Source organism: Reyranella sp. (assembly GCF_965229815.1).
Lineage (GTDB): Bacteria > Pseudomonadota > Alphaproteobacteria > Reyranellales > Reyranellaceae > Reyranella.
Genome location: NZ_CBDDJN010000006.1, coordinates 2,857,851 through 2,881,201, shown reverse-complemented (window position 1 = coordinate 2,881,201; position 23,351 = coordinate 2,857,851). Strand labels below are relative to the sequence as shown.

Below are 23,351 nucleotides of genomic sequence, written 5' to 3'. Positions count from 1 at the left end.
GCCGCCGCTTCAGGGGATCTCGTAGACCGCGACCTCTGCCGCGATACCGCGCAGGGGCTGGCTCTGCGCCATCGGTGCCTGGCCGCTTGCGTCCAAAAGGGAGACGCTGCGCGGGTTCTGGATCACGGGTGCCGTGGCCAGGATCGACCGCGAGGTCGCCAAGCCCTGGACCCGAGAGGCGATGTTCACCGTCTGGCCGAAATAGTCCTGTCGCTCGTTCAGGTTGACGGCGAGGCAGGGCCCTTCGTGGATGCCGATCTTGAGCAGCAGGTCCTCCCGCCCGTGGCTCGTGTTCAGCCGGCGCATGGCCTCGCGCATGCGCAGCGCCGCGCCGAGCGCGTGATCGGGCGTCAGGAAGGTGGCCATCACCGCATCGCCGATCGTCTTGACGACGGCGCCGCCCTCGTCGGCCACGATCTCGTTCAGCGTGCGGAAATGCTCGCGCACCAGGTCGAAGGCGACGAGGTCGCCGACCCGCTCGTAGAGCTCGGTCGAGCCCTTGAGGTCGGTGAACAGGAAGGTGAGGCTGGTGATCTTGAGCCGCTGGTCGACGTCGATCGTGTCGGTCCGGTAGATGTCACGGAAGGTCTGGTTGGACAGAAGCCGCTTGGCGGTGAGATGCGGCCGCCGCTTGCCGGCGAAGGCTTCGAACCTGCCGTCGACGAACCAGATCGTCGGCAGCACGCGCGCGGCCGTGCGGTTGTCCAGCGACAGGCGCAGCGGACCCGGCCGCAGCTCCATCTTCGACGTGGTGGCCCGCAGGTTGTTGTAGGCCAGGGTCACGTTCTGCCGCTCGTCAGTCGGCTCGCCCTTGATGTCGACGAACTGAGCGGTGTGGGACACGGGCTCGAGCACGATGACGAAGCCGGCCGGAAGCTGCAGGGAGAGGATCGCCTTGTCGCCGGCCGGCAGTTCCACGGAGTCGAGCGTGAGCTTCTGGGCCGCGGCGTCGAGCCCCTCGTCGGGCAGGTCGACGCCGCTGCCCCAGAAGACCTGTCGATAGTATTCCCAGATCGGGAGCTCGTCGGGACTGTGGGCGCCGATGCGACGGGCCCGGGGATTGACGGTGAAGGTCACCTCGACCAGGTCGTCCAGCGTCGGCTCGTTGTCGAGATTGCAGAAGGCGCAGTGATAGTCCTCGGACCGCACGGTGCGCAGCGAGGCGTTGGCATCGAGCACGCCGCCGCAGCTCGGGCAGAGCACGTTCCACGACATGTCGAACAGGCCGATCTGCGCGGCGTGCAGGAAGGCGGTGATGACGCGTTCCTCGTCGAGCCCCTCGCGCCGCGCGAAGTCGAGCGCATTGATGCGGGCGAGCCGCCAGTCGGGTGCGTCGCGGAGCAGGCGCTCGAACGCCGAAACGCAGTCGGCATCGGCCGATTGCCGCAGGACTGCGAGGAGCGATTGGGCTTCGGTCATGATGGGGGATCCTGTCCCGACCAGATGGCGCGGGGACGGCCGCGTTCAAGCGGGCCGATCCCCGAAATTACCTCATGTCCCGGCGGTCGGGGCTGGTTCGTCCGTGTCGGCAATCCAGCTTGCCAGCAGTGCCGTCAGCTCGTGCGGCCGTTCGAGGGGTGCCATGTGGCCGCAATCCTCGATCACGGCGAAGCATGCCCGGGGCAGGCAATGGGCCATGCGCTCGACCTCGGCCAGGGTGCGCAGCCGGTCCTGGCGGCAGGCCACGACCAGGGCAGGGCAGGCGATGCGCGCGAGGTCGGCATAGCCGTCGGGACGCACCAGGCCCGCCTGCCGTGCCCGCACCGCGCGCCCCAGCCGCCGCTGCATGGCGCGCAAACGCTCCACCAGGACCGGATCCGTCTCGCGGTCGGGATGCAGGGCCATGGCCGTCGTCGGTGCGGCGGCGTCGCGCGGCGGCCGGTCGCCCGGCCGGAAGCCCGCCTTGCGCCGCTCGATCTCCTCGTCCGTGTAGCCGCGCGCCGAGGAAGCGACGAAGGCGATGCCGCTCACCCGCTCCGGCGCCATCAGCGCGAGCACGCGGGCGACGAAGCCGCCCATCGAGAAGCCGACCAGCACGAAGTGCGGTGGCGCGGCGGCGAGCACGCGCCGCGCCATGCCTTCGAGCGTGTCGTCCTCGTAGACGTTCCCGTAGTGGAGCCGGCCCAGTGCGCCGAGGCCCGGGACCATGTCGGTCCACAGGTCCTCGTCGCACATGAAGCCGGGCAGCAGGACGATGTCGCGCAAACGCTTCGTTACTTCTTCAGGGCCCGCAGGATCTTCCCCGAATCGGTGACGAAGCCGAAGCACTTCTTGACGTTCCACACCGTCGCCTCGGTGCAGAAGTCGGGCGAGGTGGTGCCGCAGCAATCCTCGACCATGACGCAGCCATAGCCGAGGAAGTTGGCGTCGGTCAGCGAATGCAGCACGCACTGGTCCGTGTTGACGCCCGAGAAGAGCACCGTGCGCGTCCCGAGATTGCGCAGGATGGAATCGAGCGGCGTGTCCCAGAAGCCGCTGATGCGGTGCTTGTCGACCAGGATGTCCTCGGGCATCTGCTCGAGCTCGTCGACCACGGCCGCCGCCCAGGAATCCTTCTGCAGCACCGGCGAACCCTTGCCCGGGACCGGCTCGCAGAGGCCGACCCCGCTGCCGGTCGGCTTGTAGAGGTGGAGCTGGTTGGGCGGCATGTTGGCGCGGTCCGGACGCACGCCCCAGTTCACCCAGATGATGGGCACGCCGGCCTTGCGCAGCGCCGGCAGCAGCTTCTGCAGGGGCTTGATCGGCTTTCGGTCGGGCGTGACGTCGACGCCGAGATAGTCGACCAGCCCGCCCGGCGCGCAGAAATCGTTCTGCATGTCGATCACCACCATGGCGGTGCGCCGGAGGTCGACGACGACGTTCTGCGGCGCTGCAGAGATCCTGAGCGGCCGCGGTCGCGCCGTGGGCAGTGCCATGTCCACTTCGTGGGCATTGGCCCCCCAGGCGTAGCCGGCGCGGGGAGCCCCCAAAGGATGCAGAGTCTTGGCCATTGTCTCTCCCGATCGGGCTTGGTGATGCCGCGAGGAAAGCAAGTTCTCTGCCACTTGGCACGCGGATTGCCTCTATGCCTCCGGGGAGTCATTGCCGGGGCGGGAGGAGAACCATGCGCACCATCGATCGTCGAGCATTTCTGGCAGGGACCGCCGGCGCCGCCGGCCTCGTGATGCTGGGAGGGCTGGGCGCACCGGCGCTGGCCGCCGGCCCGCTCAAGGTCGGCGTGCTCATTCCCGGCTCGAAGTCCGACAAGGGCTGGATGGAATCCGGCTACGACGGCATGAAGGCGGCCGAGAAGAAGCTCGGCGACAAGGTCAAGGTCCAGTTCATCGAGAACGTGAAGTTCGGCGACATGGAGCAGGTGCTGGTCGCGCTCGCCGGCAAGAACGACCTGGTGATCGGCGTCGGCGGGCAGACCCAGGCTTCGGTCTTCAAGGTGGCGCCGCGCTTCCCGAAGGTGAAGTTCGCGATCATCGGCGGAAATGCCGATCCCAAGAAGCCCGACAACGTCTCGGGCTACGACGTGCGCCAGGCCGAGATCGCCTTTGCCGCCGGTGCGGCGGCCGCGATGCTGTCCAAGACCGGCGCCGTGTCCTATGTCGGCGGCCTCGAGATCCCGGCCATCAAGAATGCCGGCATCGAGTTCGGCAACGGCGCCAAGTACATCAACCCGAACATCAAGTACTTCGAGAGCTATACCGGCGACTTCGACGATGTCGCCAAGGCCAAGGAGGCGACGCTGGCCGCCATCGCCCAGGGCGCCGACATCCACTACCACATCCTGAACCTCGGCCTGCGCGGCATGGAACAGGCGGCGCGCGAGAAGGGCACGCACCTGATCGGCGGCTACACCGACCGCTGCGGCACCGACCCGCTCTATATTGCCTATTCGGTGACAGGCGTCGGCTTCCAGGTCCAGTACGCCATCGAGCAGGTCGTCGCCGGCACCTGGAAGCCCGAGTTCAAGCCGTTCGGCCTCGCCATGGGACCGGCTGCGTCCGACATGATCATCTGCAAGGCCACGCCCGAGCAGAAGGCCAAGCTCGAGGCGATCAAGAAGGACCTGCTGTCCAAGAAGATCAAGGTCCTCGACTCCTAGGCCCCGGCGAGGCTGCGGCAATGGATGGGGCAGCCCAACCGCCACTGCTGTCGCTCGACGGTCTCGGCAAGCGCTTCGGCACCCTGCAGGCGCTGGAGGGTGTCGGCCTCGACGTCCACGCGGGCACGGTTCAGTGCCTGCTGGGCGAGAACGGCGCGGGCAAGTCGACGCTCTGCAACCTGATCTTCGGGGTCTATGAGCCGACCCAGGGCAGCATGACCTTCGGCGGCGCCGAATGGGCGCCCGCCAGCCCCGCCGAGGCCCTCGAGAAGGGCATCGCCATGGTGCACCAGCATTTCAGCCTGGTGCCGCGCATGACCGTGGTCGAGAACCTGATGCTGGGCCAGGTCAGGGGCGTGCTGAAGCGGCCCGAGTTCGCTGCCCGCATCCGCGACATCGCCGAGAGCTTCGGCTTCACGCTCGATCCCAATGCCGTCGTCGGCGAGCTCTCGGTCGGCGAACGGCAGCGGGCCGAGATCGTGAAATGCCTGATGCGCGATCCCCGTCTGCTGGTGCTCGACGAGCCGACCGCCGTGCTGCCGCCGGGCGAGATCGGCGCCCTGCTCGACATCTGCCGTCGCGTCGCCGATTCCGGCCGCGCCGTCATCCTCGTGACCCACAAGCTTGCCGAGATCGCCCGCGTCGCCGATCGCGTCGCCGTCCTGCGCACGGGCCGCCTGGTCGCCGACGAAAGCATGCGGAACGCCGACATGGGCGCGCTGGTCCATGCCATGGTCGGCCGCGAGCTGAAGCCTCTCGACGTCGCGCTGGCCGAGACCGAGGAGGCGCCCGCCGACCAGCCGGCCGGGGACGCGCCGAGCTTCGCCCTGGTCTGCGACGGCATCACGGTCCACGACCGCCATGGCGCCGTGCGTCTCGACAATTTCACCCTGGAGATCCGGCCGGGCGAGGTGGTGGGGCTGGCCGGTGTCGAGGGCAACGGGCAGACCGAGCTCGGCATGGTCCTGGCCGGCCTGCTGGCGCCGACCGAAGGACGCTTCTTCATCGGCGGCCAGGAGCTCACTCACGGTGGCGCCGCCGCCGTCACCGCGGCCGGTGGGGGCATCGTGCCCGAGGACCGCCATGCCGTGGCCTGCGTCACCGCCATGTCGGTGGCGGAGAACATGTTCCTGAACAAGCTCGGGCGGTTCACCCGGTTCGGACTGCTGCAGCGCGGCGCCCTGAACGAGGCGGCGCGCGCCCAGATGCGCACCTTCGACGTGCGTGCCGCCGGCCCGGAGGTCGCCTTCTCCGGCCTGAGCGGCGGCAACCAGCAGAAGGCCGTGCTGGCGCGCGAGCTCACCCTCGATCCGCTGGTGGCGCTGGTCGCGGCGCAGCCGACGCGCGGCCTCGACGTCAGCGCCGTCGAGGCGGTGTATCGCCAGATCCGCGCCGCCGCCCGGCGCGGCGTCGGCGTGCTGCTGGTTTCCAGCGAGCTCGACGAACTGATCGCCGTCGCGGACCGCATCGTCGTCCTCTACCGCGGCCGGCTGGTCGGCCAGCGGGCCGCCCAGATGAGCGAACGCGCCTCGATCGGCGCCCTGATGTCGGGCCAGATCCCGGAGGAGGAGATGGCATGACGGCGCTCGCCGCCTCGCTGTCCGACCGGCGGCGCCTCGTCGGCGTGGCCATGCCGTTCTTCGCCGTCGTCGGCTCGATGGCGGTCGGCCTCCTGCTGATCGCGCTCAGCGGCAAGTCGGTGCCGGACGCGATCGAGGCCTTCCTCGACGGTGCCTTCGGCAACGCCTTCGCCATCGGCGCCTCGATCAACCGCGCCGTCGCGCTGGCCCTGGTCGGCCTCGGCTTCATCCTGGCGTTCCGCGCGAACCTCACCAACGTCGGCGGCGAGGGCCAGATCGCGGTGGGCGGCATCGCCGCCACGGCGCTCGGCCTGTGGCCGGCGGTCGCCGATCTGCCGTTCGGTCTCGCGGTGATCGTGCCGCTGCTGGGCGGGACGCTGGCCGGCGCCGCGTGGGGCGGCATCGCCGGCGTGATGAAGGTGCGCTTCGGCACCAACGAAGTGATCAGCACGCTGCTGCTGGGCTTCGTCGCCCTGCTCATGGTCTACTGGTGCGTCCAGTCGACGACGTTGCTGCGCCAGCCGCAGACCAACTCGGCGACGCTGCCCGAGTCGCTGCCGATCCCCGATTCGGTCAAGCTGCCCAGCCTGACCGGCGACCCGTCCTCGCCCTTGCACATCGGCGTCGTCATCTGCGTCGTGCTGGCGCTCCTCACCGCCATCGTCCTGCAGCGCTCGACCTTCGGCCTCAAGCTGCGGGCGATCGGCCTCAACGAGCTGGCGGCCCGGCGCGCCGGCATGCCGGGCGGCGTCCTGCTCGTCGTCGCCCTGGCGCTGGCCGGCGCCTTCGGCGGACTGGCCGGGGCGATCATGCTGCAGGGCGAGCAGTACTACCTGAAGGCCGGGTTCTCGTCGGGTTACGGCTTCGACGGCCTGGTCGTCGGCCTCCTGTCGCGCGGCTCCACCGTTGGCGTGCTGGCCGGCGCGCTGTTCTTCGGTTTCCTGCGGTCGGGCGGCATTTCCATGGAGATCATGGCCGGCGTACCGGCGGCGCTGACGCTGGTCATCCAGGGACTGATCGTGATCGCCGTCGCAGGATCGGTGATCCTGGTCGAGAAGCTGCAGGGAGGCCGCTGATGGAGGAGACCCTCGCCATCTTCATCGCCTCGACGCTGCGGCTCGCCATGCCGCTGATGCTGGCGGCCAGCGGCGAGCTGGTGTCGGAGCGGGCCGGCGTGCTCAACCTCAGCCTCGAGGGCATGATGCTGACCGCCGCGTTCTTCGGGGCGCTGGGCTCCTGGGCATCCGGCAACCCCTATTTCGGCGTCGCCTGCGCCATCGCCGCCTCGCTGGCGCTCTCGGCGGTGCAGGCCTGGCTCAGCGTCAATCTGCGCGCCAACCAGCTCGTGGTCGGCATCGGCTTCAACATCCTGGCACTCGGCGCCACCACGCTCCTCTACCGCATCATCTTCGGCGGCCTGTCGCGCGAGGAGATCCCCGGCCTGCCCAAGCTCGCGGTGGCGGGGCTGAGCGACCTGCCGTTCGCCGGCACGGCCTTCTTCCAGCAGTCGGTCATCGTCTATGTCGGCCTGGCGATGATCGTGCTGATCTGGGCGATGCTGAACCACACGGCGTTCGGCCTCGCGGTGCGCGCCGTCGGCGACGAGCCGCGCAGCGCCGACAAGGCCGGCATTTCGGTGGCCGCCACGCGCTGGAAGGCGGTGCTGATCACCGGCTTCATGGCCGGCATGGCCGGCGCCTTCATCTCGATCGCCGACATCCATACCTTCACGGAGAACATGACCAACGGCGCGGGCTATCTCGCCCTGGCGGCGGTGATCTTCGGCGGCTGGACCGTCGGCCGCACGATCGCCGCCTGCCTGCTGTTCGGCGCCGCGACGGCGCTCCAGTTCCAGTTGCCGGCCGCGGGCATCAACGTGCCGACGGCCTTTCTGCTGATGCTGCCCTACCTGCTGGCGCTGCTGGCGGTGGCGGGCGTGGTCGGCCGCCTCGAGCCGCCGACGGCGCTCACCCTGCCGTTCCAGCGCGGGAAGTAACACCATGAGCGTGATCGCCGCCCAGCCCTACGACTATGCCTTCCCGCCGGGTCGGCTGGCGCTGATCGTGATCGACATGCAGCGCGATTTCATCGAGGAGGGCGGCTTCGGCTCGGTGCTCGGCAACGACGTGCGGCCGCTGGCGGCGATCGTGCCGACCGTGCGGCGTCTTCTCGACGGCTTCCGGGCCGCCTCGCTTCCGATCGTCCATACGCGCGAGGGCCACCGGCCCGACCTCGCCGACTGCCCGCCGTCCAAGCGGACTCGCGGCGGCGGCACGCTCAAGATCGGCGACAAGGGACCGATGGGCCGCATCCTGGTCGACGGCGAGCCGGGCAACGATCTGGTGCCCGAGCTGGCGGCCCGGCCGGGCGAGGCCGTGTTGCTGAAGCCGGGGAAGGGCGCTTTCTACGCCACGCCGCTCGACGACATCCTGCGCCGTCACAACGTGCGCCATCTCGTCTTCGCCGGCGTCACCACCGAGGTCTGCGTCCAGACGACGATGCGGGAGGCCAACGATCGCGGCTACGAGTGCCTGTTGGCCGAGGACGCGACCGAGAGCTACTTCCCGGAATTCAAGGCCGCCACGCTGGCCATGATCCGCGCCCAGGGCGGAATCGTCGGCTGGACCGCGCCGACCGACACGATCGTGGAGGCGTTGCGCTGATGTCGTCGGTGGCGCGCGCGCGAGCATGAACGACTACGGCGCCTTCGTTCCCGGTCCCCGGGCACGATCGGCGCCGCTGGCCCGGGGGCCGCTCTCCGGACTGACCTTCGTCGTCAAGGACCTGATCGACGTGGCCGGACACGTGACCGGCGGCGGCAATCCCGACTGGGCCCGCCGCCGGGCACCCGCCCGGCAATCGGCGCCGGTCGTCAGCCGTCTCCTCGCGGCGGGCGCCGAGCTGGTCGGCAAGACCGTCACCGACGAGCTCGCCTTCAGCCTGGAGGGCGAGAACGTCCACGACGGTACGCCGGTCAATCCGCGCGCGCCCGACCGCCTGCCCGGCGGGTCGTCGAGCGGCTCCGCCGTCGCGGTAGCGGCGGGGCTCGCCGATCTCGGCCTCGGCACCGACACCGGCGGCTCGGTGCGCGTGCCGGCGAGCTTCTGTGGTCTCTGCGGCTGGCGACCGAGCCACGGCCGGCTGCCTTTGGACGGCGTCGTTCCCTTCGCCCCGAGCTACGATACGGTCGGCCTGCTGGCCCGCGCGGCGCATCCGCTGCAGGACGCGGCGCACTGCCTCCTGGAAACGGCGGTCGCGACGCCCGGGCCGGTCCGGCTGCTGTTCGCCGCCGATGCCTTCGCGCTCGCCGAGCCGACGGCGGCTGCGGCCCTGGCAGCGGCGGCGCATTCGCTGGGTGTGCTGGAGCCCGTCGAGGTCTTCGCCGGCCGGCCGGGCGACTTCCTCGAGGCCTACGCCACCCTGCAGGGTCTCGAGATCGCGCAGTCGCTGAGCGACTTCCTGGCCAGCCGCCCGACGTTCGGCGAGACCATCCGGCCGCGCTTCGAGGGCGTGCGCACGCTTACGAAGGAGGAGGGCGCCCGCTGGTCGGCGTGGCGGCGCGACACGACGCTTCGTCTCCGGCAACTGTTGCCGGCGGGGACCATGTTGCTCCTGCCGGCCGCGCCATCGATCGCGCCGCTGCGCTTCCTGCGCGGCGAGGCCGCCGGACGCTTCTACGAGGCCGCCCTGACCTTGGGCTCGGTGGCGGGCCATGCCGGCCTGCCGGCAGTCAGCCTGCCGCTGGCGAGCGGGGACGGCTGCCCGCTAGGCCTGTCGCTGGTCGCGGGGTTCGGCCAGGACGAGGCCCTGCTCGCCGCTGCGGTTAAGTTTGCGTGAATGTCGCGGTCGCGCGGCCGCGGGTGATGGCATTGTCATCGACGGTCCCTACATGCGGGTGGTCTCTTCCGAAGGAGGACTGCGATGGCTGAGAACCTGCCCAAGGCCCTGACGCCCAATCCCTTCACGCCGTTCGGCGGCGACTTCGACCAGCTGTTCAACCGCATGATGCGGGCATGGTCGTTCGGCCTGCTCGAGCCGGCGGCGAACGGCATGCCGCGCGCGCTGCGCACCGTCGAGCATGCGCCCAAGGTCGAGGTCCAGGAGAACGGACGCACCTACACGATCACCGTCGAGCTGCCGGGCCTCGACCTCGGCGACGTCAAGGTCCATGTCGAGGACGACATGCTCACCGTGTCCGGCGAGAAGCATGTCGAGCGGTTGGACGAGAAGACGCACTACTCCGAGCGCAGCTACGGTGCCTTCACGCGCGCCTTCACCCTGCCGTCGGATGCCGATCGCAACGACATCTCGGCCAGCTTCGCGCGCGGCGTGCTGACGCTGCAGATCGGCAAGTCGGCGCATGGCCCGGAGCGGGCGCGCCAGATCGAGGTTCGCCCCGCCTGAGGCGGCTCAGAGCAAGAGCTCGCCGGCCAGCCAGGCGCCGGCCCAGGCCGCCGCCAGCATGAGCAGCAGGCCGGGGATGACGTAGAGCGAGAAGGCGCGGCCGCCGGCGGCGACGGCGAGCACCATCTTGGTGACGGTGTTGGTGGTGAAGGCCGCCAGCACGGGTACGACGGTCTGCGGCGGCCCGATGCGGCCGTCGCCCACCAGAGACACGACCGACACGGCGGCGGAATGCGTGTCGGCGAAACCCGCCACGGCCGCTGCCACCAGCACGCCGGTCTGGCCGAACAGGTCTTCCGCCGCCGCCGCCACCAGCAGGACGACGGCGAGGATGGCGGCGAAGCTCAGCGCCGTCGTGAGGCTGAAGGCATGGCCGGACGCCTCGTGGCCGGCCGTGCTCTGCCGCAGCGCCCAGAGCGTGAAGGCGCCGCCATAGAGCGCGGCTGCGGCGCCCGACAGGATCAGCGGCGGCGCCAGCGCCTCGAGGCTCGCCATGTTGGTGGCGGCGACCAGGATGGCGAGCTGCACGACGGTGGCGACCGACGACAGGACGGCGCCGGCGACGGCCGGCTTCATCAGCTTCGGATCGGTCGCCACGCGCGTGCCCATGGCAGCGATGGTGGCGCTGCTGGACACGAAGCCGGAGGCCAGCCCGGCCAGTGGGAGCCCGTAGCGCGGCCCGACGAGCCTGACGGCGACGTAGCCCAGCGCGCTCACCGCCATCACCAGCACGACGATCGTCCACACCGTGCGCAGGTTGAGCGCCGCATAGGGGCCGATCGGATGGTCGGGCAGCAGCGGCAGCACCACCAGCGTCGCCCCGGCGAAGACCAGCAGGTCGCGCAGCTCGCGCTCGGTCAGCACGGAGCGCACGAAGCGGTGCAGGGCGGTTCGGGCGGCCAGCAGCACGGCGACCACGACGCCGAGCCCGGCCGCGAACTGGGGCTGGGAAACGGCAAGCCCGCCCAGCACGGTGATCAGGATCAGGGCCGTTTCGGTCGTCAGCCCGGGATCGTTGTCGCGCGCCCGCCAGTAGGACAGGCCGGCGAAGCCGGCCATCCCCAGGGTGGCGGCGACGAGCAGCAGGCCGCCGCCGGCCGCCATCGCCGTCGCACCGAGCAGCGAGGCGAGCGTGAAGGTGCGCAGCCCGGCGGGATGGCGTGTGGGTCCGTCGCCCTTGTGACGCTCTCGATCGATGCCGACGAGCAGGCCGACACCCAGGGCCACCAGGAAGCCCAGGACCAGCGGATGGAGGGAAGGCATGGCCCATTATCCCCACGGAGCCGCCGACCGTCACGCAGACGTAGCCGTTCCGTAACGGGACCGTGTTGCGGCCTGCCTATGCAGCGGCCCATGAGTTTGGCCGGCGCGTCCGCAATCATCGACGGCGTCCAGCCGGGGACAGCCTTGTCCGTGCGGCGGCGAAAGCTGCGGCTGCTGCCTTATGTCCTGCTGGCGCCCTCGCTCCTGTTCCTGGCCCTGTTTACCTACCTGCCGGTGCTGCGGGTGCTGGTCGAATCGCTGTGGGACAAGCCGCACGGCACCGGCGCGGCCGCCCATTTCGTCGGCCTCGGCAACTTCGCCAAGCTGTTCGCCGATCCGGCCTTCCGGCAGGCCGCGCTGAACAACCTCGTCTACGCGGTCGGCGTGCTGGTGCCGACGCTGGTCCTGGCGCTCGCCTTCGCGCTCGCCGTCCAGCGCTCGACGCGGTTCTCGTCCGTCCTGCGCACGGTCTTCTTCTTCCCGTCTCTAGTCCCCCTGGTGGCGGCCGCGTCGCTGTTCTTCTTCATCTTCCTGCCCGGCGTCGGCCTGCTCGACTACTACCTCGGCAAGATCGGCCTGCAGGGGCCGAACTGGCTGGGCGATTCGGACATTGCGCTGTGGTCGGTGATCGGCCTCACCGTGTGGAAGAACGCTGGCTACTACATGCTCTTCTATATCGCGGGCCTGCAGAACGTGCCGCGCGACACGGTCGAGGCGGCGATGATCGACGGCGCCAACGCCTGGCAGCGGCTGCGCTTCGTCATCCTGCCGGCGCTGGCGCCCACCACGGCCTTCGTCGTGGTCATTGCGCTGATCCAGCTCCTCACCAACGTCGACCATGTGATCGTGCTGACGCGCGGGGGGCCGTCCAACGCCACCAACCTGCTGCTCTATTACATCTTCCAGTCGGCGCACGAGAACTTCGACTACGGACGGGCGGCTGCGGCCACCCTGGTGAGCGTCGCCGCGCTGCTCGCCCTGTCGCTCGGCTCGCTGCGCATCCTGGAGCGCGGGGCAGGCGGTCATGGCTGAGCCTCTCGCCATCCGGCGCGCGCCCGCCCGGCGGTGGCGCAAGCTCCTGCCGGCGGCGCTGCTGGCCGCGCTGCTCAGCGCCGTCGCCTTCCTGTGGGCGAGCCCGTTTCTCTGGATGCTGGTCGCCGCCTTCCGGCCCGAGGGGGCGGGCTCGGCCGACATGGCATCGCTCTGGCCCGGCACCACGCCGACGCTGGAGAACGTGCGCTATGCCCTCGAGGCGGGCGACTTCGGCCTCTACTACGTCAACACGCTGATCGTGGTGGTTGGCGTGCTGGCCGTGCAGTGCGTCACCGTCAGCCTGGCCGGCTATGCCTTCGCCCGGCTGCGCTTCCCGGGCCGCGACCTGCTGTTCTACGGCTTCCTGCTGCAGCTGATGCTGGTGCCGCCGGCGCTGATCGTCCCGAACCTGACGACGGTGGTCGATCTCGGCCTCTACGATTCGCTGCCGGGCGTCATGGCGCCGTACTTCGCGTCGGCCTTCGGCACCTTCCTGATGCGCCAGACCTTCCTCGCCCTGCCGCGCGACTTCGAGGAGGCGGCCGCGATCGACGGTGCGCCATGGTGGGCGATCGTCTGGTACGTGCTGCTGCCGATGGCCAAGCCCGGCCTGATCGCCTTCGCCATCGTCTCGGTCACCGCCCACTGGAACGAGTTCCTGTGGCCCCTGATGGTGATCAGCTCTCCCGACAACCAGACGCTCACCATCGGCCTCGCGGCGTTCACGCGCGGCGCCGAGGGCGGCAAGGAATGGGGCGTGCTCGCGGCCGGCACGCTCCTCGTCATGGCACCGCTGGCGCTGGCGTTCGTCGCCTTCCAGCGGCGCTTCGTCGACAGCTTCGTGTTCAGTGGCGTGAAAGGCTAGGAGGCATAACGATGACCATGTTTCGACGTCTGGGTGCGGGGGCGCTGGCGCTCTCGCTGGCTGCCGTTGGCCTGCCGGCCGCGGCGCAGACCAAGATCGACTTCTTCTTCCCCGTGCCGGTCGAGGGCAAGCTGGCGCGCGAGATGACGCGCCTCGTCAAGCTCTACAATTCGAGCCAGAAGGAAGTGGAGGTCGTCGCCTCCTACACCGGCGGCTACGACGACACCAAGCTCAAGGCCCAGGCCGCCGCCAAGGCCGGCAAGCCTCCGGCGGTGGTGCTGATGAGCGCCAACTTCACCGTCGACCTCAAGCTGTCGGGCGACATCGTCTCGCTGGAGCCGATGCTCAAGGCCGACGAGACGACGCGCGAGGAGTTCCTCAAGGACTTCTGGCCGGCCCTGCATGCCAACGCCATCGTCGACGGCGAGCTCTACGGCGTGCCCTTCCACAACTCGACGCCGCTCCTCTACTACAACGTCGACCACTTCAAGGAGGCCGGCCTCGACCCGGCCAAGCCGCCGCGCACCTGGGCCGAGTTCGTCGACGCCGCCAAGAAGCTCACCAAGGACGGCCGGTCCGGCTTCCTGATGCCGGGCGGCTACGACTATCTCGGCTGGCTGATGGAGGCGCTCTCCATGTCCAACGGCGGCCGCTACTTCAACGAGGATTACGGCGGGGAGGTCTACTACGACCAGCCCTCGATGCTGGGCGCCGCGCAGTTCGTCGAGGACCTGATCTTCAAGCACAAGGTCATGCCGCAGGGCGTCACCGAGGCGGGCGGCGTCTCGACCGCCTTCTTCGCCGGCAAGGCCTCGATGGTGATGCTGTCGACCGGCTCGCTCTCGTTCATCCGCGATAACATGAAGCAGCAGTACAATGTCGCCTTCGTGCCCAGGAACGTGCGCAACGCCGTCCCGATCGGCGGCGCGTCGCTGGTGATGTTCGCGGGCCAGAGCGAGGAGAGCAGGAAGGCCGGCTGGAAGTTCATCAAGTGGCTGACCACGCCCGACACGATCGGTGGCTGGAGCCGCTTCACCGGCTACTTCGCGCCGCGCAAGTCGGCCTACGACACGCCGGAGATGAAGGAGTTCATCGCCAAGAATCCCGATGCCAAGGTCGCCCTCGACCAGCTCCCCTTCGCCAAGCCGTGGTTCGCGACCTACCAGACCGTGGCCGTGCGCAAGGCGCTGGAGGACGAGATCCAGGCCATGATGAACGGCAAGAAGAAGGCCGACCAGGTGGTCAAGGACGCCCAGAAGAAGGCGGACGAGATCATGCGGCCCTATGTCGAGCAGACCTCTCTCAAGCTGCCGTAACTGCCCTCACCTTCATGTTCCTCTCCCCCGCCAGGGGGAGAGGCCAGGAGAGGGGGAATCGATGTGCGTAGCCCCCTCTCCCAACCTCTCCCCCTGGCGGGGGAGAGGAGGTTCAGCAGAAAGGAGTCCCCACCATGATGATCGCCCAGATCACCGACCTGCACATCCGTCCGCGCGGGCGCGTCGCCTACGAGCGGGTCGACACCAACGCCATGCTCGAGGCGGCGGTCGCCACCATCGAGTCCCTGCCGCGCAAGCCCGACCTGGTGATCGCCACCGGCGATCTCACCGACTGCGGGCTGGCCGAGGAGTACGCCGTCCTGCGCGACATCCTCGAGCCGCTGTCGATGCCGGTCTACCTGGTGCCCGGCAACCACGACCGCCGCGCCGAGCTGTTCGCCGAGTTCGGCTCCGACGGGTACCTCCGCAACGACGACGGCTTCCTGCACTACACGATCGACGGGCACGCCGTCCGCCTGATCGGCCTCGACACGGTGGTGCCGGGGCAGGGGCACGGCGAGATGTGCCGCGCCCGGCTGGCGTGGCTGGAGGGCCGGCTGGGCGAGGAACGCGATCGCCCCACGATCGTCTTCATGCACCACCCGCCCTTCAGCACGGGCCTTGCCGACATGGACCGCATCAACTGCCGCGACGGGCAGGCGATGGCGGCGGTCCTGCGTCGCTTCGACAATATCGAGCGCGTCGTGTGCGGCCATCACCACCGGCCGATCACGACACGCTGGGCCGGCACCATTGCCTCGGTGGCCCCGAGCACGGCCCACCAGGTCACGCTCGACCTGGTGCCCGACGGCAGCCCGGCGACCTTCATGATGGAGCCGCCGGGGTTCGACCTGCACGTCTGGTCGCCGCAGTCGGGGCTGGTGTCGCACGGCGTCGCGATCGGCCGGTTCGAGGGGCCGTACCCGTTCGTGCTCGACGCCGACTATCCGGGTCAGGCGGCCAAGGCCGAAGCCGCCTGAGGGCCCCGCTTCCAGCGCTGGCAACGCGGCGCTAGCATGGCGGCGGAGGAAGCCGCCGCCATGACCCAGGGCCAGGAACCCGTCCGCTACATGGACCGGACGCGCGACTATTACCGCGCGCTCGGCTACGCCACCGACTATGTCTGGGCGTCGTACGAGGACGTGCCCTTCGTCCGCCCGTCGAGGCCCCTGGCGGCGCTGCGGATCGGGCTGGTCACGACCGCGAGTCCGCCGGGCCTGTCCAATCGCGACCGTCGCGGCATCCGGCATGTCTGGTCGGGCCCGGTCGCCGAGCCGCCGCGCGAGCTCTTCACCGACAATCTCGCCTGGGACAAGGAATCGACGCATACGCGCGACCGCGAGAGCTTCCTGCCCATCGAGACCGCCGCGGCTCTGGCGGAGGAGGGGCGCATCGCGGGCCTTGCGGCCCACTTCCACGGCGTGCCGACCGAGTACAGCCAGCGCAAGACCCTGGCCGAGGACGCGCCGCAGGTGCTGGCGCGCCTGCGCGACGACGGCGCCGACGCCGCCTTGCTCTGCCCGCTTTGACCCGTCTGCCACCAAACCGTGAGTTTGGTCGCCCGTCATCTGGAGGAAAACGGCCTGCCGACGGTAATCGTCGGCTCCGCCCGCGACATCGTCGAGCATTGCGGCGTGCCGCGCTTCGTCTTCACCGACTTTCCGCTCGGCAATCCCTGCGGCCCGCCGTGGCGACGCGACGTCCAGCGCACCGTGGTCGCCGCCGCACTCGACCTGCTCGTGTCGGCAGAGGGACCGCGGACGACCGTCGTGGCGCCCGTCGCCTGGAAGGGCGATCCCGAGTGGCGGGGCCGCTACGGCCGGGTCGATCCGGCCGAGCGCGAGCGCCTGCTGGCCCAGGGGCGCGACCGGCGCGAAAAGGCCGAGGCGCGCAAGGCGCAGGCCCGTGGCATGCCTCTTGCTGCCGGCGAGGGCACGAAGGAAACATGAGCCCACCGCTGTTCTTCATGGCCTCCGGCGCACCGACGCCGGTGGCGCCGTTCAGCCATGCCGTCGAGGCCGACGGCTGGTGCTTCATCACCGGCCAGATGCCGACCTGGCCCGACGACGATTCCCGGCCGCTGGCGCCGGATATCGAAGGTCAGACGGTGCGCGTCATGGAGAACCTCAAGATCGTCCTCGGGGGGCTCAAGCTCGGGCTGGAGCATGTCGTCTGCGCCCGGGTCTACATCACCGACTTCGAGGCCAACTATCCGCGCATGAACGAGGTCTATGCCGGCTACTTTCCGGCCGACCGCCGGCCGGCACGGACCTGCATCGGCGTCACCGGGCTGGCGCGCGGCGCCATGGTCGAGATCGACCTCCTGGCGAAGCGCTGACGGAGATGTGCCGGGGCGACGATCCGACCTGCCCGGCCTTCGAGGCCCATCACCGCCGCTTCGCCGAGGATCTGGCCCGCGAGCGCCGGGCCTTCCTCGCCAGCCGCTTCGCGGCCAATGGCGGCGCGGCCCGCCTCGCGGCGGGCGGCCTCGGCCTGCCCCGGCCCGCATCGGCCGCGACGCGGCACCATCACCTGCCGGCCAATGCCGACACGGTGCACTGGGGCTATTTCAGCCGCAGCCTGCGGCCGCAGCTCGAGGTCCGGACCGGCGACCTCGTCACCATCGAGACCCTGACCCACCAGGCGAGCGACGACCACGAGCGCATGATCGCGGGCGATCCGGGCGCGGAGAGCGTCTATCTGTGGACGAAGGATCGCAAGGGCGTGATGCGCCGCGGGGCCGGCGAGGATGACGGCAAGGGGCTGGGCGTCCACATCTGCACCGGCCCGGTGCTGGTCGAGGGCGCCGAGCCCGGCGACGTGCTCGAGGTCCGGATCCTCGACGTGGCGCTGCGGCCGAGCGCCAACCCGGACTATCGCGGCCTCGCCTTCGGCAGCAACGCCGCGGCCAACTGGGGCTACCACTACAACGACTTCCTGACCGGCGAGACGCGCGAGGTCGTGACCATCTACGAGCTCGACGCCACCGGCGCCCGCAACTGGGCGCGGGCGCTCTACAGCTTCCGCTGGCCCGAGATCGTCGATCCGGCCGGCGGCCGCCACCCGACCATCGACTATCCCGGCCTGCCGGTCGACCACGCGACGACGGTCCGCGACTGGGGCGTGCTCGCGGGCGTGCGCGTGCCGGTGCGGCCGCACTTCGGCGTCATGGGCGTGGCGCCGCGCGAGGCCGAAGCGGTCAACTCGGTGCCGCCCTCCTACAGCGGCGGCAACATCGACAACTGGCGCATCGGCAAGGGCGCCTCGGTCTACTATCCCGTGTCGGTGGCGGGCGCGCTGCTCTCGGTCGGCGATCCGCACGCCTCGCAGGGCGATTCCGAGCTCTGCGGTACCGCCATCGAATGCTCGCTGACCGGCACCTTCCAGCTCGTGCTGCACAAGGCGAACGCGCTCGAGGGCACGCCGCTCGAGGGGCTCGACTTCCCGATGATCGAGACCGCGGACGAATGGGTGCTGCAGGGTTTCAGCCATCCCAACTACCTGGCCGAGCTCGGGCCCGACGCCCAGGCCGAGATCTTCCGCCGCTCCTCCATCGACCTCGCCATGCGCGATGCGTTCCGCAAGATGCGGCGTTTCCTCATGACGGCGAAGGGGCTGACCGAGGACGAGGCGATCAGCCTGATGTCGATCGCGGTCGACTTCGGCATCACCCAGGTCGTCGACGGCAACTGGGGCGTCCACGCCATCGTGCGCAAGGACATCTTCCCGGCGTGACCATGACCTCACCCGGAGGAGCAGGGTGAGGCGGTCCCGTTGCTAGAACCTCAGCCGCTTGCCGACCGCCAGCGGCGTGAGCTTTCCCTCGCCGAAGGCGTTGGCGAGGGCCGTCATGGCGCGCCAGCCGGTGCAATGGCCGGCGGCGACGACGTCGAGGCCGAAGCCCTGCAGCGCCTCGACGGTCTGCGGGATCACCCGCTCGTTGGTGCCCGAAAGGTGCAGGCCGCCCAGCACGGCGTGCAGCTTCACCCCGGGGAAGCAGTCGCGGGCGTGGTGCAGCACGTTCACGGCGCCGGCATGGCTGCACGCCGACAGGACCACCAGTCCCTTGCCCTGCACGTTCACCGCCACGAAGCGCTCGTCGATCAGCAGCTCGTCGGGTTCCCAGCCCGTGCCGTCCTCGGTGCGGCGATGCTGGCCGGGCAGGCCGGTCTCGAACGGCGTGCGCCGCGGGATCTCGCCGCTCACGAAGACGGTGCCGCCCGCGACCGACTGCGGCTCGCGCGTGCACACGACCGTGCCGCCCTGCGCCTCCAGCTCGGCGACCGACGGCACGTCCTCCATCGGCCGGAACGAGCCGTCCGGCAGCCGGGCGGCGCGGCTGCGGAACATGTCGGGATGGACGTAGCAGGGAATGCGGCGCCCGCCGTTGCGGTCGCGCGCGATCTGAAGCGCGCGCAGCATGGCGCCGGCATGGTCCCAGTGGCCGTGGCTCAGCACCATCGCCTCGACGGGACCGAGGTCGAGGCCGAGGCGCGACACGTTCTGCTCGAAGACGCGATCCTCCGGCCCGGTGTCGAACAGCACCGAGTGGCTCCGTCCTCCGCTCCTGATCGTGAGCAGGCAGGACAGTCCGTGCGCGGCGCAGCACAGGCAGCCGCCGCCCAGCACCCAGGCGCCGCCGCGCCGTCGCGCCAGGCCGGCCGTCTCCGTCTCGATGAAGGACGGCACCGACGACAGCGAATCGGTGACGTTGTCGACGATGATCTGGATGTCCAGGGATTCGACGGGGGCAATAGCGGTCATTGTGTCTTCCAGGTTGGCTTGCGCTTGGCCAGGAAGGCGTCGACGCCTTCCTCGAAGTCCGGTGTGCCGGCAAGGTTGACGACCGTCTCCATCTCGTAGGCCATGCCCTCGTCGAAACCCATGCCGCCGCCCAGGGTGACGGTCCGGCGGATCGCGGCCAGCGCGCTCGGCGACTTGCCGGCCAGCGACCCGGCATAGGCCTGGACGTGCGCGCGCAGGGCTGCCGGCTCGACCAGTTCGTCGACCAGGCCCCAGGCGAGCGCCTCGGTGGCCGGCACCAGGCCGCCCTCGAAGAGGTAGCGGATGGCGCGCGGCCGGCCGATCAGGCGGGCCAGCGCCTGGGTGGTGGCGATCGGCGGGATGAAGGCGATGTTGATCTCGGGCTGGCCGAGCCGGGCGTCGCGCGCGGCGAAGCGCAGGTCGCAGTGCAGCGTCATCTCCAGCCCGCCGCCGACCGCGGTGCCGTTGATGGCGGCCAGCAGCGGCTTGGGCGAGCCGCGCAGCAGCCGCACGATGTCGTGGCAGCGCGTCGCCCACTGCCGCATGCCGTCGCGGCCGATGCCCTTGAAGACGTTCAGGTCGGCGCCGGCGCTGAAGTAGCGGTCGACCGCGCTCGCCAGCACCACGACGCGGACGCCGGGATCGGCGAGGGCGGCGGCGATCGCGTCGTGCGTCTCCTCCACCATCTCGCGCGTGAAGGCGTTGACGGGTGGGCGATCGAACTCGAGCCAGCCGACATGGGCGACGATGGAGAGGCGGACGAAGGTCATGAGCGACTCCTGCCGCGCACAGCCTGTCGCACGCTGGCCTCGAACGCCAGCATTGCCTGCGTGCTCGCCCGCGACTTGCGGGTGATCAGGGAGAAGGCAAAGGACCCCTCGTCGATCCGCACCGGCAGGATGGTGACGCGGCGCTGGCCGGCGAAATGGCGGCCGACCTCGCGGGGCACCAGCATCAGGCAGTCCGATGCGGAGAGGATGGCAACGCAGGAGGCGTACGAGGCCGACTGGTAGATCGGCCGGGGCGGGCGAAGGCCGCGCCGCAGGAAGGCCTCGGCGAAGAAATCGTGCAGGGCGGTGTGCCTGGGCGCCTCGATCCAGTCGGCGGCCTCGAGATCCTGCCAGGAGATCCTGCGCCGGTTCGCCAGCGGATGATGGCTGCCCCCGACGATGCAGAAGGATTCGGTGAACAGGAACGACGGCACCAGGTCCTGGTTGACCGCGAACTCGGGCAGCATCCGGCCGACCACGAGGTCGAGCCCACCGTCGGCCAGGGTCGCGAGAAGGTCGGAAGCCGCACCCTCATGAAACTCGGCGCGGATGCCGGGATGCGATTGCCGCAGCTGCGCGAGCGCCCGGGGCACGATCTCGAGCATCACCAGCGCCAGTGCCCCGATGCGCAGCAGGGCCTGCCCATCGTCCCCGGCGGCGAACTCGCTCTGGATGCGGCGCAGGTCGGCCAGCATGAGGCGCGCCTGGCGGATCATATGGTCGCCGCGCTCGGTCGGGACGAGGCCCCGGCGCGAACGCTCGAACAGCCGTCCGCCCAGCGTGCGCTCGACTTCCTGCAGCATCACCGACAGGGCGGGCTGCGAGGTGTTGAGCCGTCGCGCCGCCTGATGCAGCGACCCGGTCTCCGCCAGCATGTCCACGAGCGTGAGCGCGCGCAGCCTCAGATGGTCCATGTGATAGGCATCCGATATCACGATATCCAAAAACGGTATTACAGCATTATCAGTGAGTTCCCTAGCCTCGGGGCCAGGGAAGGAAACGAATGGCCTCGCAGAGCCTCTCCGACGTCCGGGTGATCGATCTCAGCCACGTGATCGCCGGCCCCGTGACGTCGATGTACCTCGCCGCCCTGGGCGCCCATGTGCTCAAGGTCGAGAACCCGCGAGCGCCCGACGTCATGCGTTACGTCGAGCCGGGCCGCGAGACGATGGCCAACACCTTCGCCACGCTGAACGCCGGCAAGACGTCGCTTGCCATCGATCTCAAGCAGCCCCGACTGCGCGACCTCCTGCTGGACCTGGCGCGGGATGCCGACGTCTTCATCGAGAATTTCCGCCCGGGCACGGCGGCGCGGCTCGGCCTCGACTATGCGGCCGTGCGAGCCGTCAACCCGCGCATCGTCTACCTGTCGATTTCGGGCTATGGCCAGGAAGGGCCGTGGAGCCGCTATGGCGCCTACGACCAGGTCGTGCAGGCGCTCACCGGCATGATGATGGCCAATGGCGGCGAGGACGATCCGCCGACCAAGGTCGGATTTCCGGTCGTCGACATCGCCACCGGCATGCTGGGAGCGCTCTCGGTGCTGGCGGCGCTGCATCGTCGCGGCCGCGAGAATGTCGGCAGCCACATCGATACCTCGCTCGCCCAGGCCGCGGTGCAGCTCATGCGGCCGCTGGCCAGCCGGGTCCTGTCGACCGAGCGGGACGGGCCGCGTCCCGGCAACCGCGGCTTCAGCGGCTCGCCGGGAGCCGCGACCTTCCGCTGCCGCGACGGCTGGCTGGCAGTGGCCGCCAACACGCGGCGGCAGTTCGCGGCGCTGTGCGACGCCCTGGGCCTGGTCGGCGTGGCGGACGATCCCGCGCTGGTGACGCAGGTCGGCGACGGCGCCACGTCGAATGTCGTGCCTGTCGACGCCGCCGAGCTGGGGCGGCGGCTCGATGCCGCCTTCGCCCGTCGCGACGCGGCAACCCTCGAGGAAGGGCTGAACGCGGCGGGCGTGCCGGCGGCCCGGGTGCGGCGCATGGGCGAGTTCCTGAACGAGGCGCAGGCAGGCCGGCATGTCGACCTCGGCGTCGAACGGCTCGACGACATGTTCCTGCAGCTCGGCAAGGGATTCACCGGACTGGACTCGGCGCCGGTGACTCCGGCGCCGCGGCTCGGCCGCGACACGCGCGAGATCCTGCGCGGCGCGGGTTTCACCGGACAGGAGATCGAGGCGCTGGCGCGGGAGGGTGCGGTGCGCCTGGATGATGGCAATTGACGCAAGAAGCACGGGAGGAAGAACGATGAGAAGAAGAACGATGCTGGCCGCCGTGGCGGCCCTGGGACTGCTGCCGACGGCCGTGTCGGCCCAGCCGATGAAGGCGAACGTCGCGGTCTATACCGGGTCGCTGGTCGCGGTGCCCGCCTACGTCGCCAAGGATCTCGGCATCTATGCCAAGCACGGGCTCGACGTTTCGCTGATGGATTTCCGCGCCGCCCCCGAGGCGACGGCGGCTCTGTTCAGCGGTGCCGTCGACCTGATGAGCAACAGCCCCGGCAACATGATGCTGGTGAACAGCCGCGGCCGCGACCTGGTGGCGATCATCGACAACTATCCGGCCCATGTCTGGACGGTCATCACCAACAAGGACGTGCCGACGCCCAGCAAGGCCGCCGGCTATCCGGCGATGATCCGCGACCTCAAGGGAAAGAAGATCGGCGTCCCGGCCATCGGCTCCGACGGCCACAATTTCGCGCGCCGCTTCTTCAAGGACGCCGGCATGGATCCGGAGAAGGATGCCACCTTCCTCGCCGTCGGCCTGGGCCCGGATGCCGTTGCCGCCTTCAAGGCGGGCCAGCTCGACGCGGTGATGGCCATCGAGCCGGTGCAGACCGTGCTGGAGAACCTGGGCGGCAAGGTGCTGCTCGACCTGCTGGTCGACAAGACGATCCCGGAGTTCGCGACCTGGACGTCGAGCGTCTATCACACGACCAAGGCTCATGCCGACAAGAACCCGGAGATGATGAAGCGCTTCCAGGCGGCGCAGGAGGAGGCCATCGCTTTCGTGCGCGATCCCGCCAATGCCGAGAAGGTCGCCGCGGTCTGGGCCAAGTACAACAAGGCGCTGACGCCGGATCAGATGAAGGGCGTGCTGACGCGTCTGGGCAAGGCCTTCGACGTCAAGTTCAACTGCAAGGGCACCGAGAATGTCGGCAAGTTCCAGGTCGACAACGGCCTGATCAAGCCGGATCAGGTCCAGACCTGCGAGCAGCTCGCGTGGTCCGGCGCCAAGAAGTACCTGCACTGACGAAACGACGGGA

At 69.8% G+C, this 23,351-nt stretch carries 24 protein-coding genes; 17 read left to right on the top strand and 7 right to left on the bottom strand.

From position 1 onward, the window contains the following. Positions 1 to 9: 9 nt before the first annotated feature. The 3 genes from ACO073_RS25205 to ACO073_RS25195 form a co-directional block, all read right to left on the bottom strand. Positions 10 to 1,419, bottom strand: a complete 1,410-nt coding sequence (locus ACO073_RS25205) for an adenylate/guanylate cyclase domain-containing protein (RefSeq protein ID WP_422001363.1) — start codon at positions 1,417 to 1,419, stop codon at positions 10 to 12. Positions 1,420 to 1,491: 72 nt separating this feature from the next. Beyond that, positions 1,492 to 2,205, bottom strand: a complete 714-nt coding sequence (locus ACO073_RS25200) for an alpha/beta fold hydrolase (RefSeq protein ID WP_422001361.1) — start codon at positions 2,203 to 2,205, stop codon at positions 1,492 to 1,494. A gap of 8 nt (positions 2,206 to 2,213) precedes the next feature. After that, on the bottom strand, positions 2,214 to 2,990 hold the full coding sequence (locus ACO073_RS25195; RefSeq protein WP_422001359.1) for a cysteine hydrolase family protein: 777 nt from the start codon (positions 2,988 to 2,990) through the stop codon (positions 2,214 to 2,216). 113 nt (positions 2,991 to 3,103) lie between these two features. Between ACO073_RS25195 and ACO073_RS25190 the strand changes: the two genes are divergently transcribed. The 7 genes from ACO073_RS25190 (at position 3,104) to ACO073_RS25160 (ending at position 10,077) form a co-directional block, all read left to right on the top strand. Further along, on the top strand, positions 3,104 to 4,093 hold the full coding sequence (locus tag ACO073_RS25190; RefSeq protein ID WP_422001357.1) for a BMP family protein: 990 nt from the start codon (positions 3,104 to 3,106) through the stop codon (positions 4,091 to 4,093). A gap of 20 nt (positions 4,094 to 4,113) precedes the next feature. Beyond that, positions 4,114 to 5,673 (top strand): ABC transporter ATP-binding protein, encoded by a 1,560-nt coding sequence (locus tag ACO073_RS25185; RefSeq protein WP_422001356.1) that lies wholly within the window; start codon positions 4,114 to 4,116, stop codon positions 5,671 to 5,673. Further along, on the top strand, positions 5,670 to 6,749 hold the full coding sequence (locus ACO073_RS25180) for an ABC transporter permease (protein WP_422001355.1): 1,080 nt from the start codon (positions 5,670 to 5,672) through the stop codon (positions 6,747 to 6,749). The genes ACO073_RS25185 and ACO073_RS25180 overlap by 4 nt, the downstream gene beginning before the upstream one ends. Further along, complete coding sequence (locus tag ACO073_RS25175; protein WP_422001354.1) at positions 6,749 to 7,669, top strand: ABC transporter permease; 921 nt, start codon at positions 6,749 to 6,751, stop codon at positions 7,667 to 7,669. The genes ACO073_RS25180 and ACO073_RS25175 overlap by 1 nt, the downstream gene beginning before the upstream one ends. Before the next feature lie 4 nt (positions 7,670 to 7,673). After that, entirely contained in the window at positions 7,674 to 8,336 is a 663-nt protein-coding gene (locus ACO073_RS25170; RefSeq protein ID WP_422001352.1) for a cysteine hydrolase family protein, read from the top strand. A gap of 25 nt (positions 8,337 to 8,361) precedes the next feature. Then, complete coding sequence (locus ACO073_RS25165; RefSeq protein ID WP_422001350.1) at positions 8,362 to 9,510, top strand: amidase; 1,149 nt, start codon at positions 8,362 to 8,364, stop codon at positions 9,508 to 9,510. Between the two features lie 84 nt (positions 9,511 to 9,594). After that, on the top strand, positions 9,595 to 10,077 hold the full coding sequence (locus ACO073_RS25160) for an Hsp20/alpha crystallin family protein (protein ID WP_422001348.1): 483 nt from the start codon (positions 9,595 to 9,597) through the stop codon (positions 10,075 to 10,077). 6 nt (positions 10,078 to 10,083) lie between these two features. Here ACO073_RS25160 and ACO073_RS25155 read toward each other — a convergent pair whose 3' ends face one another. Then, positions 10,084 to 11,340, bottom strand: coding sequence for an MgtC/SapB family protein (locus ACO073_RS25155; protein WP_422001346.1), 1,257 nt, complete (start codon positions 11,338 to 11,340; stop codon positions 10,084 to 10,086). A gap of 90 nt (positions 11,341 to 11,430) precedes the next feature. Between ACO073_RS25155 and ACO073_RS25150 the strand changes: the two genes are divergently transcribed. The 8 genes from ACO073_RS25150 (at position 11,431) to ACO073_RS25115 (ending at position 18,288) form a co-directional block, all read left to right on the top strand. Next, a complete protein-coding gene (locus tag ACO073_RS25150) occupies positions 11,431 to 12,372 on the top strand; it encodes a carbohydrate ABC transporter permease (RefSeq protein ID WP_422001344.1) in 942 nt (313 codons plus the stop codon). Then, the gene (locus tag ACO073_RS25145) at positions 12,365 to 13,237 is read left to right on the top strand and encodes a carbohydrate ABC transporter permease (protein WP_422001343.1); all 873 of its coding nucleotides are present in this window, start codon (positions 12,365 to 12,367) and stop codon (positions 13,235 to 13,237) included. Before ACO073_RS25150 ends, ACO073_RS25145 begins: the two co-directional genes overlap by 8 nt. 11 nt (positions 13,238 to 13,248) lie before the next feature. After that, a complete protein-coding gene (locus ACO073_RS25140; protein ID WP_422001341.1) occupies positions 13,249 to 14,553 on the top strand; it encodes an ABC transporter substrate-binding protein in 1,305 nt (434 codons plus the stop codon). A 134-nt stretch (positions 14,554 to 14,687) separates the two neighbouring features. Next, positions 14,688 to 15,533 (top strand): phosphodiesterase, encoded by an 846-nt coding sequence (locus ACO073_RS25135; RefSeq protein WP_422001339.1) that lies wholly within the window; start codon positions 14,688 to 14,690, stop codon positions 15,531 to 15,533. A gap of 60 nt (positions 15,534 to 15,593) precedes the next feature. Further along, a complete protein-coding gene (locus ACO073_RS25130) occupies positions 15,594 to 16,082 on the top strand; it encodes a hypothetical protein (RefSeq protein ID WP_422001337.1) in 489 nt (162 codons plus the stop codon). Between the two features lie 18 nt (positions 16,083 to 16,100). Beyond that, positions 16,101 to 16,502 (top strand): hypothetical protein, encoded by a 402-nt coding sequence (locus tag ACO073_RS25125; RefSeq protein WP_422001336.1) that lies wholly within the window; start codon positions 16,101 to 16,103, stop codon positions 16,500 to 16,502. Next, a complete protein-coding gene (locus ACO073_RS25120) occupies positions 16,499 to 16,891 on the top strand; it encodes a RidA family protein (protein WP_422001335.1) in 393 nt (130 codons plus the stop codon). Before ACO073_RS25125 ends, ACO073_RS25120 begins: the two co-directional genes overlap by 4 nt. Positions 16,892 to 16,896: 5 nt before the next feature. Further along, positions 16,897 to 18,288, top strand: coding sequence for an acetamidase/formamidase family protein (locus ACO073_RS25115; protein WP_422001333.1), 1,392 nt, complete (start codon positions 16,897 to 16,899; stop codon positions 18,286 to 18,288). Between the two features lie 42 nt (positions 18,289 to 18,330). Here ACO073_RS25115 and ACO073_RS25110 read toward each other — a convergent pair whose 3' ends face one another. Genes ACO073_RS25110 through ACO073_RS25100 form a run of 3 tightly spaced genes read right to left on the bottom strand, consistent with a single transcriptional unit; the run spans position 18,331 to position 21,001 of the window. Further along, positions 18,331 to 19,317: an MBL fold metallo-hydrolase gene (locus ACO073_RS25110; RefSeq protein ID WP_422001331.1), complete on the bottom strand. Its 987-nt coding sequence runs from the start codon at positions 19,315 to 19,317 to the stop codon at positions 18,331 to 18,333. Next, positions 19,314 to 20,087 (bottom strand): enoyl-CoA hydratase/isomerase family protein, encoded by a 774-nt coding sequence (locus ACO073_RS25105; RefSeq protein WP_422001330.1) that lies wholly within the window; start codon positions 20,085 to 20,087, stop codon positions 19,314 to 19,316. The genes ACO073_RS25110 and ACO073_RS25105 overlap by 4 nt, the downstream gene beginning before the upstream one ends. Next, the gene (locus ACO073_RS25100; RefSeq protein ID WP_422001328.1) at positions 20,084 to 21,001 is read right to left on the bottom strand and encodes a LysR family transcriptional regulator; all 918 of its coding nucleotides are present in this window, start codon (positions 20,999 to 21,001) and stop codon (positions 20,084 to 20,086) included. Before ACO073_RS25100 ends, ACO073_RS25105 begins: the two co-directional genes overlap by 4 nt. Before the next feature lie 89 nt (positions 21,002 to 21,090). Here ACO073_RS25100 and ACO073_RS25095 point away from each other — a divergent pair, with 89 nt between their 5' ends. Both ACO073_RS25095 and ACO073_RS25090 read left to right on the top strand, forming a co-directional pair. Beyond that, positions 21,091 to 22,308 carry a CaiB/BaiF CoA transferase family protein gene (locus ACO073_RS25095; RefSeq protein ID WP_422001327.1) on the top strand — a complete coding sequence of 406 codons (1,218 nt, stop codon included), beginning with the start codon at positions 21,091 to 21,093 and terminating at the stop codon, positions 22,306 to 22,308. 25 nt (positions 22,309 to 22,333) lie between these two features. After that, the gene (locus ACO073_RS25090) at positions 22,334 to 23,338 is read left to right on the top strand and encodes an ABC transporter substrate-binding protein (RefSeq protein WP_422001325.1); all 1,005 of its coding nucleotides are present in this window, start codon (positions 22,334 to 22,336) and stop codon (positions 23,336 to 23,338) included. Positions 23,339 to 23,351: the final 13 nt, after the last annotated feature.

Excerpts from the sequence above, each read along its gene's own strand:
- ACO073_RS25205 (WP_422001363.1), bottom strand. The coding sequence starts at position 1,419 with ATGACCGAAGCCCAATCGCTCCTCGCAGTCCTGCGGCAATCGGCCGAT.
- ACO073_RS25195 (WP_422001359.1), bottom strand. The coding sequence starts at position 2,990 with ATGGCCAAGACTCTGCATCCTTTGGGGGCTCCCCGCGCCGGCTACGCC.
- ACO073_RS25190 (WP_422001357.1), top strand. The coding sequence starts at position 3,104 with ATGCGCACCATCGATCGTCGAGCATTTCTGGCAGGGACCGCCGGCGCC.
- ACO073_RS25185 (WP_422001356.1), top strand. The coding sequence starts at position 4,114 with ATGGATGGGGCAGCCCAACCGCCACTGCTGTCGCTCGACGGTCTCGGC.
- ACO073_RS25180 (WP_422001355.1), top strand. The coding sequence starts at position 5,670 with ATGACGGCGCTCGCCGCCTCGCTGTCCGACCGGCGGCGCCTCGTCGGC.
- ACO073_RS25175 (WP_422001354.1), top strand. The coding sequence starts at position 6,749 with ATGGAGGAGACCCTCGCCATCTTCATCGCCTCGACGCTGCGGCTCGCC.
- ACO073_RS25170 (WP_422001352.1), top strand. The coding sequence starts at position 7,674 with ATGAGCGTGATCGCCGCCCAGCCCTACGACTATGCCTTCCCGCCGGGT.
- ACO073_RS25165 (WP_422001350.1), top strand. The coding sequence starts at position 8,362 with ATGAACGACTACGGCGCCTTCGTTCCCGGTCCCCGGGCACGATCGGCG.
- ACO073_RS25160 (WP_422001348.1), top strand. The coding sequence starts at position 9,595 with ATGGCTGAGAACCTGCCCAAGGCCCTGACGCCCAATCCCTTCACGCCG.
- ACO073_RS25155 (WP_422001346.1), bottom strand. The coding sequence starts at position 11,340 with ATGCCTTCCCTCCATCCGCTGGTCCTGGGCTTCCTGGTGGCCCTGGGT.
- ACO073_RS25150 (WP_422001344.1), top strand. The coding sequence starts at position 11,431 with ATGAGTTTGGCCGGCGCGTCCGCAATCATCGACGGCGTCCAGCCGGGG.
- ACO073_RS25145 (WP_422001343.1), top strand. The coding sequence starts at position 12,365 with ATGGCTGAGCCTCTCGCCATCCGGCGCGCGCCCGCCCGGCGGTGGCGC.
- ACO073_RS25140 (WP_422001341.1), top strand. The coding sequence starts at position 13,249 with ATGACCATGTTTCGACGTCTGGGTGCGGGGGCGCTGGCGCTCTCGCTG.
- ACO073_RS25135 (WP_422001339.1), top strand. The coding sequence starts at position 14,688 with ATGATGATCGCCCAGATCACCGACCTGCACATCCGTCCGCGCGGGCGC.
- ACO073_RS25130 (WP_422001337.1), top strand. The coding sequence starts at position 15,594 with ATGACCCAGGGCCAGGAACCCGTCCGCTACATGGACCGGACGCGCGAC.
- ACO073_RS25120 (WP_422001335.1), top strand. The coding sequence starts at position 16,499 with ATGAGCCCACCGCTGTTCTTCATGGCCTCCGGCGCACCGACGCCGGTG.
- ACO073_RS25115 (WP_422001333.1), top strand. The coding sequence starts at position 16,897 with ATGTGCCGGGGCGACGATCCGACCTGCCCGGCCTTCGAGGCCCATCAC.
- ACO073_RS25110 (WP_422001331.1), bottom strand. The coding sequence starts at position 19,317 with ATGACCGCTATTGCCCCCGTCGAATCCCTGGACATCCAGATCATCGTC.
- ACO073_RS25105 (WP_422001330.1), bottom strand. The coding sequence starts at position 20,087 with ATGACCTTCGTCCGCCTCTCCATCGTCGCCCATGTCGGCTGGCTCGAG.
- ACO073_RS25100 (WP_422001328.1), bottom strand. The coding sequence starts at position 21,001 with ATGGACCATCTGAGGCTGCGCGCGCTCACGCTCGTGGACATGCTGGCG.
- ACO073_RS25095 (WP_422001327.1), top strand. The coding sequence starts at position 21,091 with ATGGCCTCGCAGAGCCTCTCCGACGTCCGGGTGATCGATCTCAGCCAC.
- ACO073_RS25090 (WP_422001325.1), top strand. The coding sequence starts at position 22,334 with ATGAGAAGAAGAACGATGCTGGCCGCCGTGGCGGCCCTGGGACTGCTG.